The organism is Ectopseudomonas oleovorans (genome assembly GCF_029845265.1).
Taxonomy (GTDB): domain Bacteria; phylum Pseudomonadota; class Gammaproteobacteria; order Pseudomonadales; family Pseudomonadaceae; genus Aquipseudomonas; species Aquipseudomonas oleovorans.
The window spans coordinates 111019-126890 of sequence record NZ_JAOCLK010000003.1; the positions used below are offsets into that span (position 1 = coordinate 111019).

At 63.3% G+C, this 15872-nt stretch carries 11 protein-coding genes; 4 read left to right on the forward strand and 7 right to left on the reverse strand.

All coding sequences use genetic code 11. The features are described 5' to 3' along the window. Positions 1-77: 77 nt before the first annotated feature. The gene (locus N5J71_RS02885; RefSeq protein ID WP_279916255.1) at positions 78-1385 is read right to left on the reverse strand and encodes an MFS transporter; all 1308 of its coding nucleotides are present in this window, start codon (positions 1383-1385) and stop codon (positions 78-80) included. Positions 1386-1849: 464 nt separating this feature from the next. Between N5J71_RS02885 and sstT the strand changes: the two genes are divergently transcribed. The 4 genes from sstT (at position 1850) to N5J71_RS02905 (ending at position 6907) form a co-directional block, all read left to right on the forward strand. Continuing rightward, on the forward strand, positions 1850-3073 hold the full coding sequence (sstT, locus tag N5J71_RS02890; protein WP_279916256.1) for a serine/threonine transporter SstT: 1224 nt from the start codon (positions 1850-1852) through the stop codon (positions 3071-3073). 163 nt (positions 3074-3236) lie between these two features. Beyond that, positions 3237-3986: a siderophore ferric iron reductase gene (locus tag N5J71_RS02895; RefSeq protein ID WP_116619179.1), complete on the forward strand. Its 750-nt coding sequence runs from the start codon at positions 3237-3239 to the stop codon at positions 3984-3986. Between the two features lie 63 nt (positions 3987-4049). Then, complete coding sequence (fhuB, locus tag N5J71_RS02900) at positions 4050-6044, forward strand: Fe(3+)-hydroxamate ABC transporter permease FhuB (RefSeq protein ID WP_279916257.1); 1995 nt, start codon at positions 4050-4052, stop codon at positions 6042-6044. Further along, positions 6041-6907 carry an ABC transporter substrate-binding protein gene (locus N5J71_RS02905; protein ID WP_279916258.1) on the forward strand — a complete coding sequence of 289 codons (867 nt, stop codon included), beginning with the start codon at positions 6041-6043 and terminating at the stop codon, positions 6905-6907. The genes fhuB and N5J71_RS02905 overlap by 4 nt, the downstream gene beginning before the upstream one ends. 37 nt (positions 6908-6944) lie before the next feature. On the opposite strand, the gene N5J71_RS02910 is transcribed toward N5J71_RS02905, so the two are convergent. The 6 genes from N5J71_RS02910 to N5J71_RS02935 all read right to left on the reverse strand — a co-directional run bounded on the left by N5J71_RS02910 (position 6945) and on the right by N5J71_RS02935 (position 15553). Beyond that, the gene (locus N5J71_RS02910; protein ID WP_083665747.1) at positions 6945-9131 is read right to left on the reverse strand and encodes a TonB-dependent siderophore receptor; all 2187 of its coding nucleotides are present in this window, start codon (positions 9129-9131) and stop codon (positions 6945-6947) included. A gap of 102 nt (positions 9132-9233) precedes the next feature. Continuing rightward, positions 9234-10418 (reverse strand): aromatic ring-hydroxylating oxygenase subunit alpha, encoded by a 1185-nt coding sequence (locus N5J71_RS02915; protein WP_083366101.1) that lies wholly within the window; start codon positions 10416-10418, stop codon positions 9234-9236. Between the two features lie 168 nt (positions 10419-10586). Continuing rightward, complete coding sequence (locus N5J71_RS02920; RefSeq protein WP_279916259.1) at positions 10587-12449, reverse strand: IucA/IucC family protein; 1863 nt, start codon at positions 12447-12449, stop codon at positions 10587-10589. Beyond that, positions 12446-13030, reverse strand: a complete 585-nt coding sequence (locus N5J71_RS02925) for a GNAT family N-acetyltransferase (RefSeq protein ID WP_279916260.1) — start codon at positions 13028-13030, stop codon at positions 12446-12448. The genes N5J71_RS02920 and N5J71_RS02925 overlap by 4 nt, the downstream gene beginning before the upstream one ends. After that, positions 13020-14219, reverse strand: coding sequence for a YbfB/YjiJ family MFS transporter (locus N5J71_RS02930; RefSeq protein WP_083665748.1), 1200 nt, complete (start codon positions 14217-14219; stop codon positions 13020-13022). The genes N5J71_RS02925 and N5J71_RS02930 overlap by 11 nt, the downstream gene beginning before the upstream one ends. Continuing rightward, a complete protein-coding gene (locus N5J71_RS02935) occupies positions 14216-15553 on the reverse strand; it encodes a lysine N(6)-hydroxylase/L-ornithine N(5)-oxygenase family protein (protein ID WP_162884227.1) in 1338 nt (445 codons plus the stop codon). The genes N5J71_RS02930 and N5J71_RS02935 overlap by 4 nt, the downstream gene beginning before the upstream one ends. Positions 15554-15872: the final 319 nt, after the last annotated feature.

Below are 15872 nucleotides of genomic sequence, written 5' to 3' on the forward strand. Positions count from 1 at the left end.
AGCCCGTAGGGTGGGCTTCAGCCCACCAAGGGAGGCCGCCGTGGGCTAAAGCCCACCCTACAAAGTCTGGCGGCGGACTACCCCCGCTTCACGTCCGGCTCAACCTCCTCCTCGCCCGCCGCAGCTGGCTCCTGCATCTGCTCCTGTACCGTCTGCTCATCGACCCTCGGGTCGAGCGCAGCGACCAGCGGTGAGCTGGTAACGTTACCCGGCATGGCCATATGGTGCAGCGGCGCATCGTCGACCTGATGCAGATGGGTCACCACTTCAGGACGAATACGCCAGACCAGGATCAGCGCACAGACACTGACAAACACATAGAGCATGTTGGCGCCATAAAAACGCATCAATACACCCGCCAATAATGGACCGATGCAGGCACCAACACCGAATGTCACCAACAGCATGGCCGTCAGTGATACCCGCCGCTCCGGCTCGACATGGTCATTGGCCAGGGCCACGGCCAGTGGGTAGAGGCTGAATTGCATCATGCTGACCAAAAAACCGACACCGAACAGCAGGCCGAGAAATACCTGTGGCAGTGCCGCCAACGGCAAGGCAGCCAGCAGCAGCAAGACCGAACAGCCACGAATCAGGCGCACGCGGTCATGTCGATCGGAAAGCCAGCCCAGCGGCCACTGCACCAGGAGACCCGCCAGGATGCAGTTGCCCATGAACAGCCCCACCTGCTCGGTCGATAGCCCCATCCGAGTGGCGTACAAAGGCGCCAGGCCATAAAAAGAACCGATCAACAGGCCAGCCACGGCGATAGCGGTCAGCGACAGCGGCACGCGACTGAGGAAGAAGCGCAGCTCCAGCGGTGCCGGATGCAAGGGCGCCGGGTGTAAACGCCGGGTCAGCGCTACGGGCACCAGACACAAGGCGAAGCACAGGGCGACCAACATGAGCAATTCCAGACCCAGCGTCGGATGCACCACCAGCGCCAGCTGCCCAAGAATCAGGCCCAGGTAGGAAGCCCCCATGTACCCGCTGAACACCAGGCCACGCTGCGTGGCTTCGGCCTGCTCGTTGAGCCAGCTCTCGATGACCATGTACTGACACATCATGCCCAGGCCCACCAGCATGCGCAGGAACAGCCAGAATGGCAGCCACTCGATCAGCCCATGGCCCAGCACAGCCGCCGTGACCACGCCGGCACAGGCCACGTAAGCACGGATATGCCCCACCCGACCGATCAGTCGATGCCCCAGCTTGCCGCCGAGCACAAGGCCAAAGTAATTGGCCGCCATCAGCGCACCGACCCAGAGACCATCCACGGTGTCAGCCAGACGCAGGGCCAGGTAGGTACTGAGCAGGCCAGAGCCGAGCAACATCAGCAAGGTGGCGAAATAGAGCGAGCGGAATGACTTCCAGATCAAGCGCATTGACGGGTAAAGCTCCTTGTGCACGGAAACCGGGAATGGCGGCGGGCCTGCGCGGCTAGGACGGCGCCCTTGGGGCGTGCGGGCGATGCAACTTTCGATGCCCTGGAAAACGAACAGTTCGATTGCCAACTCATCACGATTCAGACGCTCGCTTGCGCCGCACAGGGTACAGCGTAGCCTCAATTCTTCCTGTTCTTCGAGCGACCACGGGTCACACCCTGCCAGCCGCAGGTTTGCTGATCCGCCCCGGCAACTACCTGGCAGAGCCGGCAGACAAGCCTTGTAGAGATGCGACATGGGCTTGCGCCCTGTCGTCCAGATGCCCGCCCAGCGCACGAACCCCGATCCGGCTGTGCTAGAGTCGCGCGCTATTTTTTCGGCCTGCTCTCCATGGCACTACCGAAAAACCTCTCGAACCAGGCCCGACGCCACTTGCAACGCGCCCAGCAACCAGAGAACTCGCGATGTCCCAAGCCCTTCACCCTGCCCTGCAGCTACTCAACCGCACCAGCCTGGTGACGCAGATCATCATCGGCCTGCTGGCAGGTATCGCTCTGGCCGTAATCGCCCCGCAGGCAGCACTGTCCGTCGGCTTCATCGGTAACGTGTTCGTCTCGGCGCTCAAGGCCGTCGCCCCGGTACTGGTGTTCATCCTGGTGATGTCGTCCATCGCCAACCACCAGCAAGGCCAACAGACGCATATCCGCCCGATCCTGCTGATGTACCTGCTCGGCACCTTCAGCGCCGCCCTGGTCGCGGTGGTGGCCAGCTTCGCCTTCCCGTCGTCGCTGGTACTGAGCAGCCAGGCTGCTGAACTGACGCCCCCCGGCGGCATCGGCGAGGTGCTCAAGACGCTGCTGATGAACGTGGTCGACAACCCGGTCAATGCCCTGCTGAATGGTAACTTCATCGGTATCCTGGCCTGGGCTATCGGCCTCGGCTTCGCCTTCCGCCATGCCAGCGCCGGTAGCAAACAACTGCTGGGCGAACTGTCCAACGGTGTGACTGCCATCGTCAAGCTGGTGATCCGCCTGGCGCCGCTGGGGATCTTCGGCCTGGTCGCCGCCACCCTCGCCGAATCCGGCTTCGACGCCCTGCTCGGTTATCTGCACCTGCTGGTGGTGCTGGTCGGCTGCATGCTGCTGGTGGCCCTGGTGGTCAACCCGGCGCTGGTGTACTGGAAGATCCGTCGCAACCCCTACCCGCTGGTGTTCACCTGCCTGCGCGAAAGCGGCATCACCGCTTTCTTCACCCGTAGCTCGGCCGCCAACATTCCGGTCAACCTGCAACTGAGCCAGCGCCTGGGCCTGCACGAAGAAACCTACTCGGTCTCCATTCCGCTGGGCGCCACCATCAACATGGCCGGTGCCGCCATCACCATCACCGTGCTGACCATGGCTGCAGTGCACACCCTGGGCATCCCCGTCGATCTACCCACCGCCCTGCTGCTGAGCGTGCTGGCCTCGATCAGTGCCTGCGGCGCATCCGGTGTCGCCGGCGGCTCGCTGCTGCTGATCCCGCTGGCCTGCAGCCTGTTCGGCATCCCCAATGACGTGGCCATGCAGATCGTCGCCATCGGTTTCATCATCGGCATCGTTCAGGACTCGGCGGAAACTGCACTGAACTCCTCCACCGACGTACTGTTCACCGCAGCGGCCTGCATGGCACAAGAGCGTCAGGACAGCTGAAGCTCGGCGCTTTGATAGCAAGGCCCACCTCGCGTGGGCCTTTTTTGTGGCTGAAACACTCAGACACGCAAATGATAATTTGTATTATTAGCGTTTGATTGCTAGATTGCCCCGGTCGCTCTGCCGACGCGTTCTATTCGCGAAGCTTCCGGGTTCAATCGCCATGCATCCTGCTACCGACCTCGACGCCCTGCTCAAGTCCGTCTCCCTCTGCCTGCCAGGCCTGAATGGCAACGTGGCGCCAGTACGCAGCGACCAGTTGCTGTGTGGCGGTCAAGGCAATCAGGAGCGTATCGCCGCGCTGCACGACTACTGGCAGCAAGCCCATCCCGAGGCGGGGCGACACTACTGGTCCACCCGTTGCTGGACCTTGTTGATCTGGCAACCCATCTACCTCAGCCTGTTGGCCGCTCACCTGGAACACCGCGTACCCTGTCTGAAACGCATGGGGCAATCGATCCGGCAGGGCTTCGTCGGAGGCTTCAACCTGCCGCCCGATTGCCCACTGCGTAGCGGTGACAGAAATCTTGTCGAGAACGCCGCTGAACGACTGATGAACCTGCTGGAACGTCAGCTGGAGGAGTTCAACGGTGTCTTCAACATCTACCCCAAACTGGCGCGCCTGCTGATTGCCGACTGCGCCCGTGCTGCATTGCTTTTGCTGCAACGCCACCAGGGCATGAGCAATGGCCAGCTGCGCGAGCTGGAAGACCGCTGGCTGCAGGCGCTGGGCTTCCCTGGCAAGAGTCCACTGATCGAGGTAAGTCTCGAAGATGGCAGCCAGTGCCTGGCGCTGGGACGCAACGCCTGCTGCCAACATTTTCGCCGCGCCGACGGCGAGCCCTGTGCCGGCTGCCCGAGGTTGAAACCTGCCGAGCGCTTGCAGCGCTTTCGCGAGGAGCTGGTCTGCTGATGTGCGCGTGCTACGCAACGCACAATCCACTTCGAATCAACGGGTCGCCCGGGTTTGGCTGAGATGCACAGCGCACCGAGCCTGGTCGACAGTTGGCGCCCACTGAAAGCAGGCGCTTGCCGCTACGGCCTGGCGTTACTCGGCCTGCTGATCATCGCCTTGCTGCACCTCAATATCAGCCTGGACCACTGGACGCTGACTGTCCCCGAAGGCGACAGCTTCGCCGCTCTGCAATTTCACCTGGCCAGCCTGCCACGCCTGGTGATGACGCTGCTGGTGGGCGCGGCGCTGGGGCTATCCGGCAGCCTGTTGCAACAACTGACGCAGAACCGCCTGGTATCACCCATGACCCTCGGCGCTGCCTCCGGCGCCTGGCTCGGCTTGCTGGCCGCCAGCCTGGCCTTCCCTGCTCTTGCTGCCGAACATGGCCATTGGGCGGCGCTGGCCGGTGCACTGCTGAGCGTCGGGCTGGTGTTGCTGATTGCCGGACGCGACGGTATCGCCGGCTTGCCAGTGATACTCGCCGGCATGGCGATGAACCTGCTACTGGGCGCACTGGCCATCGCTGTGCTGATACTCAACCAGCAACAGACACGCGGCCTGTTCATCTGGGGCGCAGGCGACATGGGTCAGATCGACTGGTCCTGGGTTCATTGGCTCTGGCCCAAGTTGTTGCCCGGGCTGCTACTACTGTGGCTTGCCCCGCGCGTGCTGACCTTGCTCAAGCTGGGCGGCACCGCCGCTCAGGGGCGCGGTCTGAACCTGTGGCCGGCGCTACTGATGCTGTTTCTTGCCTCGTTGTGGATGACCGCCGCAGCCATTACCGCCGTGGGTCTGATCGGCTTCATCGGCCTGGTGGCACCCAACCTGGCGCGTCTGTGTGGCGCCCGCACGGCCCGTGACGAGCTGGTCTACAGCGCACTGCTGGGCATGTGGGTGCTGTTGACCAGCGATGCCATGGCGCTGCTACTCAGTCACTGGTTGAGTGAGCAGATACCAACGGGCGCCGTCGCCGCCCTGATCGGCGCGCCAGCCCTGCTCTGGCTTGCCCGTCGCCAGGGCGCTGCGCAAGATCGGCAAGCGCTGGCCCTGCCCCAAGGTCGCGACTGCTGCAAGGTTCGTACATGGTGGCTGCTGACGTTGGCCACGGTGCTCACAGCGCTGTTTGGCCTGTGCCTGCAATACGCGTCACAGGGTTGGCAACTGGCCTGGCCATCGGACGTCCTGTGGTCGCTGCGTTGGCCGCGACTGCTCAGTGCGGCAGCCGCTGGCACTGGGCTGGCCGTTGCCGGTGTGCTGCTGCAACGCCTGCTGCACAATCCGCTGGCCAGCCCCGACATTCTCGGCCTCAGCGCCGGTGCAGCACTGGCGGTGATGATCAGTCTGCTGCTGTTCGGTCAGGCGCTATTCTGGCTGCTGGCACCGATTGCCGCCTTCATCGGCTGCCTGCTGGTGCTGGCGACGTTATTGCTGCTAGGGCGCAAACAGAAGTACTCGCCAGCGCTAATGGTACTGGTCGGCATGGCCCTGGCGGCTCTGCTCAATACCGCTCTGCAATTGGCCCTCAGTCAGGGCTCTTCGGATTCCCTGGCATTGCTCGGCTGGCTAGCCGGTTCAACCTATCGGGTCAGCGGCCTGCAAGCCATCGCGCTGGGTTCGGGGGTAAGCCTGCTGATCGGCCTCAGCCTGTTCTGGCAACGCGCGCTGGATCTGCTCTCGGCAGGCGACGGCATCGCCCATGGACGCGGCCTGGATGTACCGGCAACGCGCTTGGTCCTGCTGTTGCTGGTGTCGCTGCTCTGCGCCCTGGTGACCAGCCTGGTCGGCCCGGTGAGCTTTCTCGGTCTGCTCGCCCCGCACATGGCCGTCACCCTCGGTGCTCGGCGCATCCAGCAGCAACTGCCGCTGGCGGCGCTACTTGGCTGCTTGCTGATGCTGCTGGCCGACCTCATCGGCCGCAACCTGATCTTTCCCCTGCAGATCCCGCTGGGCATCGTCGCCTCGATCCTCTGCGGCAGCTACTTCATCTTCTTGTTGCTGCGCAGGCGCCTGGCATGAAGCGCTGCACGATGCTGCTCTGCCTGCTCCTGTTCTGCTGGCTGCCACTGGCTGAGCCGGCCGAACCACGTATTGCCGCGCTGAGCTGGGAGCCTGCCGAACACCTGCTGCAACTGGGCATCACCCCGCTCACCGTGGCCGACGCCGCGGATTACCGCGATTGGGTGGTGCATCCGACGCTACCCGCCGAGGTGCTCAACGCCGGCAGTCGTACCGAACCGAACCTGGAGCGGCTGGCACAGCTGCACCCCGAGCTGATCCTGATCACGCCCCTGCTGGAGGACATGCGCCAACCGCTGGAGCGCATTGCGCCGGTGCTCAGCTACGGTGACTTCACCCAGCAGCAGGACAACCTGCAACTGCAGCGCGACAACTACCTGGACCTGGCCGCACGCCTGCAGCGCAGTGATCTGGCGCACGAGCGCCTGCAGCAGATGGAACAGCGCATCGGCGAGTTGCGCCAACACCTGCTGGAACACTTCGGCGGTGAGTTGCCCAAGGTCACCCTTATCCGTTTCGCATCGGCCACCCAGGTGTACATCTTCGGCCCCAATTCACTGCCGCAGCACGCCATGTCCTTGCTCGGCCTGCAGCCGGCACAAGCAGTGCCAGTCAGCCGCTGGGGCAATATCCAGGCGCCGGTCACCCAGCTCGGCACGATAGAGGATGGCGTGGTGATCTATATCGAGCCCTTCGCCCAGCAGGAGCGCCTGTTCACCACCCGCCTGTGGCAGGCCATGCCGTTCGTGCGCCAGCAGCGCCTGACCAGCATGCGTTCGACCTGGACTCATGGCGGCGTGTTCAGCGTTGAGTATCTGGCCGAAGCGATCAGCGAAGCGCTGCTGAAACTGCCGGCGCAATAGAAAGCCCCGCCTGTGATCAGGCGGGGCTGGGGCGGGATCAGTACTTCCAGCTCAGACTCAGCATCGCATTGCGCGACGGTGCATAGTAGGACTGCGCCCAGTACAGGCTGGTCAGGTACTTGCGGTCGAACAGGTTGTTGACGTTGAGCGAGACATTGAAGTGCGGGTCGATGTCGTAGCTGGCCAGCGCATTGACCACGGCGTAGGAGCCCTGGCGACTGACGATGGTCTCGCCGGTGGTCGAAGTGCCCTGCTCACGGAAGATCTCGCTCTGCCAGTTGACGCTGCCGCCCACCTTCAAGCCCTGTACCTGCGGCACCTGATAGGTGGTGGCCAGGTAAAGGGTGTTCTGCGGAATGAAGGTGCGCGTGCTGCTGCCGTCACCATCGCGAATCGAGAACAGATGAGTCAGGCCGGCACTGGCTTCCCAGCCTGGCGTCAGCTGCCCGGCCAGGGTCATTTCATAGCCTTCGACCTTGGTGTCCACGCCCTGGTAATAGGAGAAACCCTCAACGCTATCGAAGCCGGCGTACTCGGGGGTGTTGTCCTGCTTGGTACGGAACAGGGCGAAGCTGGCATTGAGGCGGCGGTCGAACCACTCGCCCTTGATTCCGCCCTCGATGTTGTTGCCCTCGATCGGCTCGAGCAAGGCATGGTTGCGATCGACCTGGTGCTGCGGGCTGAAGATCTCGGTGTAGCTGGTATACAGCGAGTAGTTGTCGTTGAGGTCGTAGGTCAGGCCGACATAGGGCGTGGACTTGCTCTTGTCGTACTGATGGCCTTCACCGACACGTTCGCCGCTGCTCTTGAGGTTGCTGTGGTTGACCCCGGTGATCAGCTTGAGCTGGTCGCTCAGCGCGAAATGTCCGGCCGCGTAATAGCTGCGGCGGTAGGTGGTGTAGTCGGCCCAGCTGGTGACATTGGCAAAGTCCGGTCGCGGATAGTTGCCGTCGTAATCCCATACCGGTGGCAGCGCCACCCCCGCAGCATCGTCGCTGGAGGTCCAGTGCGCGCGGGTGCGCGACCAGTTGCTGCCCAGCACCACCTCATGGGTTCGACCGAACAGCTCGAACGGCCCCTTGACCGAGGCATCGCCCAGCAGTTGGCGCTCGGTACGGTCGAACTTCGACGCATAGGTGGTCAGTCCCAGTCCCGTGCTTGCATCCGGCACGCCGCCGGCCATGAGCATTTCGGCGTCGGAGCCGATCTCGCGGTAGTTGAGGGTCACCTGGGTCTGCCAGCCGCCACCCCAATCGGTTTTCAGCTCGGCGAAGGTCTGTTCGTCATCGGTATCCCAGTAGCTCCAGTCCGGCGCGGTATTGTGCGAGCGGTCGTAATGCACCTTGGAGCCGTTGGTGTAGTACAGCGATAGCGCGCTCCACATGATGCCTTCCGGGCGGTTGCGCTGTTTGGAGTAGCCGATGGTCGCGGTGCTGCTGTCGGTCAGGTCGGCCTCCAGAATGCCGGAGAACAGCGTCTTGCTCGGCTGGTAGCGATCCAGGTAGGAGTTGCCCTCCTGCCCGGCGACCAGGGCGCGCCCGCGCAGCGTGCCGCTGTCGTTGAGCGAGCCGGACACATCGGCCTCCAGGCGCCGGGTCTGCCAGGAGCCATAACTGAAGCCCAGCTGCGCCTGGGTTTCGCGGGTCGGGCGCTTGCGCACGAAGTTGATCGTCGCCGACGGGTTACCGGGGTTGGAAGTCAGACCGTTGGCGCCCTTGAGAATCTCGATACGGTCGTAGAGGAAGGTATCGATGTCGCCCATCTGCTCTTCAGAAGAGAACGGCACACCGATGCCATCGATCTGGAAGTTGTTCACGTCCAGGCCACGCGCGGTGAAGTAGGTGCGATCGGTCTCGACCCGCTGCACGCCGATGCCCGCAGCCTGCAGGGCATCGTTGGCGCTGCCGAGCTTGAAGTCATCGAGTTGCTGACGGTTAACGCTGGTGATGGTTTGCGGCGTTTGCCGCGGCGTCAGGTCGAGCTTGGTCGCCGTGCCGCTGCGACCCAGGGTGTAGGAATCGCTCTGCTCGGTGACGACCGGCGGCGCCTGGTTGACGCCGGTAACGCTGACCGGCTGCAGCACCAGCGCCTCGCCTTCTTCCTCGGCTGCGGCGGCCACCACCGGCCAGGCCAGCGGCGCCAGGCACAGGGCCATGGCCAGTACGCGAGAGCTGCAGGTAGCGCGCAAGCGCGCCGGGTGTTGTGAGTGATACATCGATTTCATGGGCAGACACTTTTTCTTGGTTGAGTTGGATAAGGCGTGGGCACAACGCAAGGGGACATCAGCTCATTGCGGCAACCTCCATGTCGGGCCGATACGCGCGCCTTAGCGGCGCTCGGCAGCCAGGGCCTGGCCCATCACCTGGCGATACCAGCCGTGGAAGTGCTGCATGCCCTCCTCCAGCGGTATCTGGTACGGGCCACTGTCATCGACGCCACGCTGATACAGCGCACGCCGGCCGGCATCGGTTCGCTCGGCGATCTCGTCGTCCTCGATGGCGGTTTCCATGTAGGCAGCGCGGTGCGCCTCGACCAGCTCGCGATTGCCTTCGCACAGCGCCTGCGGGTAATAGAACTCGACGACGTTGAGGCACTCGTGCACGCCCTTGGGGTAAACGGTGGAAAGCACCAGGGCGTGGGGGAACACCTCGATCATGTGAGTCGGGTAGTAGCTGGCCCAGATCGCACCGAAATCCGGCGCGGCATCGCCATGCACGGCCATCAGGCCTTCATGCCAGGCGCGGTAGGTATCGGTGCCGGCACGCGCCAGGTTGGGGTTCACGTTGATGCGCTGCAGGCTGTACCAGTCGCCGTAGTCCCACTGCAGCCCCTCGCTGCGCACGTAGCGGCGCAGGCCGGGATGGAAAGAGGCGATGTGGTAGTCGTCGTTGTAGATCTCGATGAAGGTCTTCCAGTTGCACTTGCACGGGTGCATCTCGACGTGGTCGAGCTGGTAGTCGGAGAAGTCCATGTCCGGGCGGCGGAACAACGCGCCGATGTCGGCAACCGGGTCACGCGGCCCCTCGAAGAGAAAGCCGGCAACGTTGTGCAGGGGGTAGCGCGGCAGGTTGCGGCAGGGCTTTTGCGGAAACTTCGGCGCACCGACGATCAGCCCGCTGGTGTCGTACGTCCAGGCGTGCAGCGGGCACATGATGCGATTGCCGGTGGCGCGCAGATTGCCACGGCGCACGGTGCTGGCATCGCTGCCCGGGCTGAAGTCGCCGAGCATCAGTGCCTGACGGTGACGACACACGTTGGAGAGCAACTCCACGCCATGTTCGTTACGCACCAGGATGCGGCTGTGCTCCTCGTGCGGCAGCGCGTACCAGTCGCCCAGCTCGGGCACCATCTTCTCGTGGCCGATGTAGTTGGCGCAGTGGCGGAAGATCAGCTCCTGCTCGCATTCGTAGATCGCCGGGTCGCAGTAGCTATGAATCGGCAGCTGCGGCTCGGTGGCGCGAAAATCGTAGGGCGTGGCGGCAAACTGAGCGGTACGACTGGGGTTGTACATGCTTGGCTCCTTGCAGCGAACTCGAGGCTGGCTGGCAGTCGCGAGCTGAAACCGGCCTGCACCGATCCCGCCCGCGTAGACGCGCCAACGCCTCAGGCTCTGGGCTATGGCCCAATCCGGACCATGGAAGTCGTTGCCCCGCCAGGCACCGCCTGACGGGGCAGGCAGCTAGCGCTGCAGCTCGGCGATACGCCGCGGCGCTGGCTCGTGCTCGACACGAGGTGCGAACGGTGCGACTGGGTTGGCCAGCGGCTCGGCCATGATCAGGCTGCCCGCCGGGTTCGCCAGGTCGACCATCTGCAGGTTGTTCTTCAGTTGCAGGCGGTTCAGGCACGAATGCAGGAAGCTCGGCGCGAAGAAGTCGTAGCGCGTGAAGCGCTCGGCCAGCTCCGGGTGCGCGTGCTGATAGTCGATCACCGACTCGGCGACACCGCGCCAGAATTCGGTCTCGCTCATGCACTGGTTCTCTTCGAGAATCTGGCTCATATGGCGGAACACGCCGTCGAACACGTCGATGAAGATGCCGAGAATCTTGTAGTCCTCCGGCACGTCCACGGCCAAGCGCTCCAGGCCCGGCGGCATTTGCGCGTCCTTGTCGAGAATCGCCGACTCCTCGGCGATGTCCTTCATGATCGCGCGCACCGGCACGTGGCCGTCGAGCACCAGAATCAGGTTCTCGCCATGCGGCATGAACACCAGGTGGTGCGCATAGAAGCAGTGCATCAGCGGTCGCAGGAAGGCATCCATGTAACGACGCATCCAGGCCCGCGGCGCCAGCCCGGAACGGCGGATCAGCTCGGGTAGCAGGGCCTGGCCCTGTGGGTCGAGGTGCAACAGCGCGGCCATGGTCATCAGCCGTTCGCCGCTTTTCAGGCGGCTAGCGGGGCTCTCCCGCCACAGCGCTGAGAGCATCTTCTTGTACGGGCTGTCGGTCTCCAGCGCCGCCTCGTAGTAGCGGTTGCGATAACCCACGGAGGCGACTTCGCGCAGGATGCTGAAACCGTATTCACGCAGCACCGGGTCGCTGCTGATCAACTGGCCCAGATAGGCGTTGATCGCCGGCGTGCCGGCCATGTAGTACGGCGACAGGCCGCGCATGAAACCCATGTTGAGGATCGACAGCGAGGTCTTCACATAGCAGCGTTGCGGCTGCGACATGTTGTAGTAGGTACGCAGCGACTGCTGAGCGACGTACTCGTCGCTGCTACGCCCCAGCGGCACGATTTTGCGCTGGGCGATGTCGGCGGCGAACATCAGGCTCAGCCTGCTGAACCACTGCCAGGGATGGGTCGGCATCAGCAGGTAGTCATCGGCATTCAGCCCCTGCTCGTGCAATTGCTGGCGGTAGGCCTGCAGCTGCGCCTCGCCCAGTTCCTCACGCAGCAATTGTTCGTGATCCAGCCCAGGTACGGCGGCGAAGTGCGCGTTGTCGCGGTGCACAGCAAGCCAGATGATGGCGAAGCGCGAGCCGGTTTCCGGGGCGTAGGCGTGGTAGTCGAAGGCGTTGAAGCCCAGGCGACCGTTGTTGGCGACGAAGCCTGGGTGGCCCTCGATCATCGCCGCCTCGATAGTCTGGTAGTCGGCGTCGGCCAGCTCGGCGCTGCTCAGTGCGCGCTCGCCGTGCTTGAAGGCTGCGCCGTAGAGCGTGCTGCTGATTTCATCCAGATACACCGGCAGCTTGTCCGCCGGAATGCCCAGCGTACGCTTGAAGTCGATGACGAAGGTCAGCGCATCGAGCGCCTGCGGCTGGCCATCAAGCAGGCGTTCGATGCTGGCCGGCTCGATATGCCAATGACGCAGGGCCATGGTGCGCGCTTCGAAGCGATACACGCAGCCCTCGGTGTCGGCCGCCAGCTCGTAGCGCTGCCAGCCTTCGCGTTCGGACGCACCCAGCAACTGCGGGCTGAACAGCTGCTCATGGGCGTATTCGGCGATGGCCTTGCGCACCAACAGGCGGTTGACCTTGTGCCACAGCTCGGGGGTCAGATGGGCGACGACCGAGGCGGGATGATCCAGACGAGGAGAAGTCATAGCGGGCTTGATCCTTCAAGTGATTGGAAAAAATCAGCGGGCGTACAGAACGCCAGCAGTGCGGTCTTGGCAGGCAGCTCGACTGGCCCCTGCTCGACGAAGCCGACCAGGCGATTGAGGCGATGCACCTTGTGATTGCGAATGTCCGGCTCCACCACCACGCGGCGCGCACCGAGTTCGTCGAAGAGAAAGGCCATCACCGCGCGCAGCACGTCACGGGTGAAGTGGCGAATCGGCTGGGTGCTCGGGCCGACGAAAAAGTGCATGCCGAGATCACCAGGCTGCACCGCATAGCGCTTGCCGAGCGGGTCGTGCCGGGGGTCGTAGCACTCCATGACGAAGGCCGGCGCGCCACGGTAGAAACCCATGAAGGCACGCATATGGCCGCTGCCCAGGGCGTCGGCGTAGAAGTCGCGGGTCGCCTCCAGGGTCATGTCCTGCATGTTCCAGTAGTGGGCGTAATCCATCTGGTACCAGGGGTTGATCACCGCGACGTCCTCGTCGAGACGCAGCGGACGCAAGGTGAAATGCGGGTCGAGCTGCGCCCTTGGCTGGCTCAGCGCAATGGCTTCAGTTGGCATGGCAGAGTTCTCCCTGAGCGGCGTGCCGGCGGTCTACGCCGAACCAGCCGCGGTCGATGATCGCCGTCAGCAGCAGGCCTGCCGCAGCGATGACGAAGGTCAGCGGAATACCGACCAGGTTGACCAGGAACCCGGCGCCGAACGAAGACAGCAGCACGCCGAGGTTCTGGAAGAAGTTGGTGACGCCAAAGTCGCGGGCATAGGCATCCGGCGTGCTGACCTTGAACAGGGTGACCTCGAGCTTGACGATCACCTGATACAGCGCCCAGCCATACAGGCAGCGGCCAATGATGATCAGCTCCAGCGACTCGCTGGCCTGCAGTGCCAGCCCCAAGGCACCGAGCAGCAGATTGAACAGGGTGTGATCGACCCAGCGCGGTTGCTGCACGACCAGGTGTTTGAGCAGTAGCGCGAGCAACGCGACGATGCCGGGAATGGCGAACACCAGGCCGGTCAGCAGCGGCTCGTGCAGCCCCGTGCGCGCCTCCCAGTACAGGGTGAAGAACGGCCGCACCAGGTAGGCGCTGAAGTCGAAGAGAAACATCAGCAGGCACAGCTTGAGCAGCGCCGACAACGCCTGCGGGCTGCGCCGCGGCACCGGTGCCTGGCCGCTCTTCTCCTCGCGGCTGAGCACCTTGACCACCCTTCCCGTGCGGATCAGATAGAGACACAGCGCCATCTGCGCCAGGTCCCCGGCCGCCATCAGGGCAATGCAGAAGCTCGGCCCGTAATGCTCCAGCGCCATGCCACCGACGGCTGCGCCGAAGATCGCGCCGATATGGATGACCACCGACAGCAGGCCGATCACCAGGCTGTGATTCTGCGGCTCTTCCAGACGCATCAGGTAGGGAAACATCAGCAGGTAGCTGGCCTTGGTCATGAACATCATCAGGCTCAGTACCCAGTAGCTCTCCACGCTCGGCGCCCAGATCGAGGCCAGGCAGAACAGCGCCGCCGCGCCCTGGGTGTAGAGCAGCAGGTGCATGGTCTCGATGCGCCTGGCCACCCGCGCCCAGACCGGCAACATGCACATCACCGCAATCGAGATGGCAGCGATATAGGCCCCCACGTGTACCGGGCTGGTCACGCCGTAGCGGGTTTCGAAGAACTGCGGGTAGAAGGCGATCAGAATCGAATCGCTGATCACGCCGAAGCCCGACATGATCAGAATGGTGGTGCGCAGGTTCATGCAGAGGCGCTCCCCTGCCCGAGCGCGACGAAACCGCAGTCAGCCGGCGGCTGGAAATCCTGGTAGGTGGTGCGCGCCTCGCAGGGATACGCATCACGCCCGGTCAGCTCATTGAGCAAGCGACCATTGCGCCAGCAGGCCAGACCAAGATCGGGGTTGGTCAGGCCGTGGCTGTGCAAGCCAACGTTCTGCACATAGATCTCACTATTCTGATGATCCACCGCCCAGTTCGGCGATGGCGCGTAACGCCCTTGTGCATCCCAGCGAATCCGCTGGCGAATGCCTTCGATGAAACTTGGCAGCTGGTAGCGATAGCCGGTGGCGAACACCAGCCCGTCGGTCGAATGGCCATAACGCGCGCCCGTCTGAGCGTGCTGAAACTCCAGTTGCCACTGCCCGCTGGCAGCGTCTCGCCGACATTGCTGCAACGCCAGGCTGGGCAGCAGCCTGACACCGGCAAGGCCCTGCTGCTGACGCTCGTCCAGGATCTGGTAGATGCGTTCGATCAGCGATTGATTGATGCCGTTGTAGATACTGCGCTGGTCATCGAGGATCTGCTGCTTGACCCCGTCGCCAAGGCCGTAGAAGTAGCGACCGTAGTCCGGCGTGATCAACTCGAGGGTGAGCTTGGCGTTCTCCATCTGGAAGAACCGCGGCGCACGGGTCACCCAGTTCAACTGGTAGCCATGCTGCGGCGCCTGCTCCAGCAGATCCTGAAAGACCTCGGCGCCACTCTGCCCACTGCCGATCACGGTAATGCTGCGGCAACGCTGCAGTGTCTCCTTGCTGCCCAGGTAAGCCGAGGTATGCACCGCCTGGCGGGCATCGCCCGGGCTACAGCAGGTGGGGATGTGCGGCACGCCGCCGATACCGATCACCAGCTTGCGGCAGCTGTACTGGAAACCTTCGCCGGTATCGCCACGCACCCCGGCCAGCACATAGCCAGGCAGCGAGGCGTCGTACCAGACCTCCTGCACTTCATGCTGATAGCGCAGATTGTCCAACTGAGCCGCCGCCCACTTGCAGTAGCGGTCGAACTCCTGGCGCGACAGGTACCAGTTCTCGCGGATGTAGTAGTTGTACAAGCGGCCTTGCTGCTTGCAGTAGTTGAGGTAGCTGAAACGACTGGTGGGATCGGCCATCGAGACCAGATCGGCGAGGAAGGGATTCTGTAGCGTGGTGCCGTCCAGCAGCATGCCGGGGTGCCAGCTGAATTCGGCCTTTCTGTCGAGAAACAGGCTGCGGCTCCCCAGAGGCTCCGCCAGGCATGCCAGCCCGAGATTGAAAGGCCCCAGGCCTATGGCAATGAAGTCGTAGGGCAATTCCGTGGTCACGTTGCGCCTCATCAGTCCGGATGAAAGTGACCGAATACTAGACCTGCATGATAATGATTTGCAACAGCGTATAAGAACAAATACTTATAATGAGACGCACGTCCTATCACGGCATTTCAGAGAACGCAGCGAATAGGAATTGGAGGAACCAAACCCGCGATTCAGAAGTCCCGCAGGCTTTCAACGGGCGTGAAACGAAGTATTCAGAAGTGCGATATCAGACGCCTGAAACACGTCCGATAGCGGCGGGATCGCTGCAGGATGACCACGGGGAAATATAGCAAGCCAGTAAAGGCCGGCCGTGATGAAGCAGAGGAAA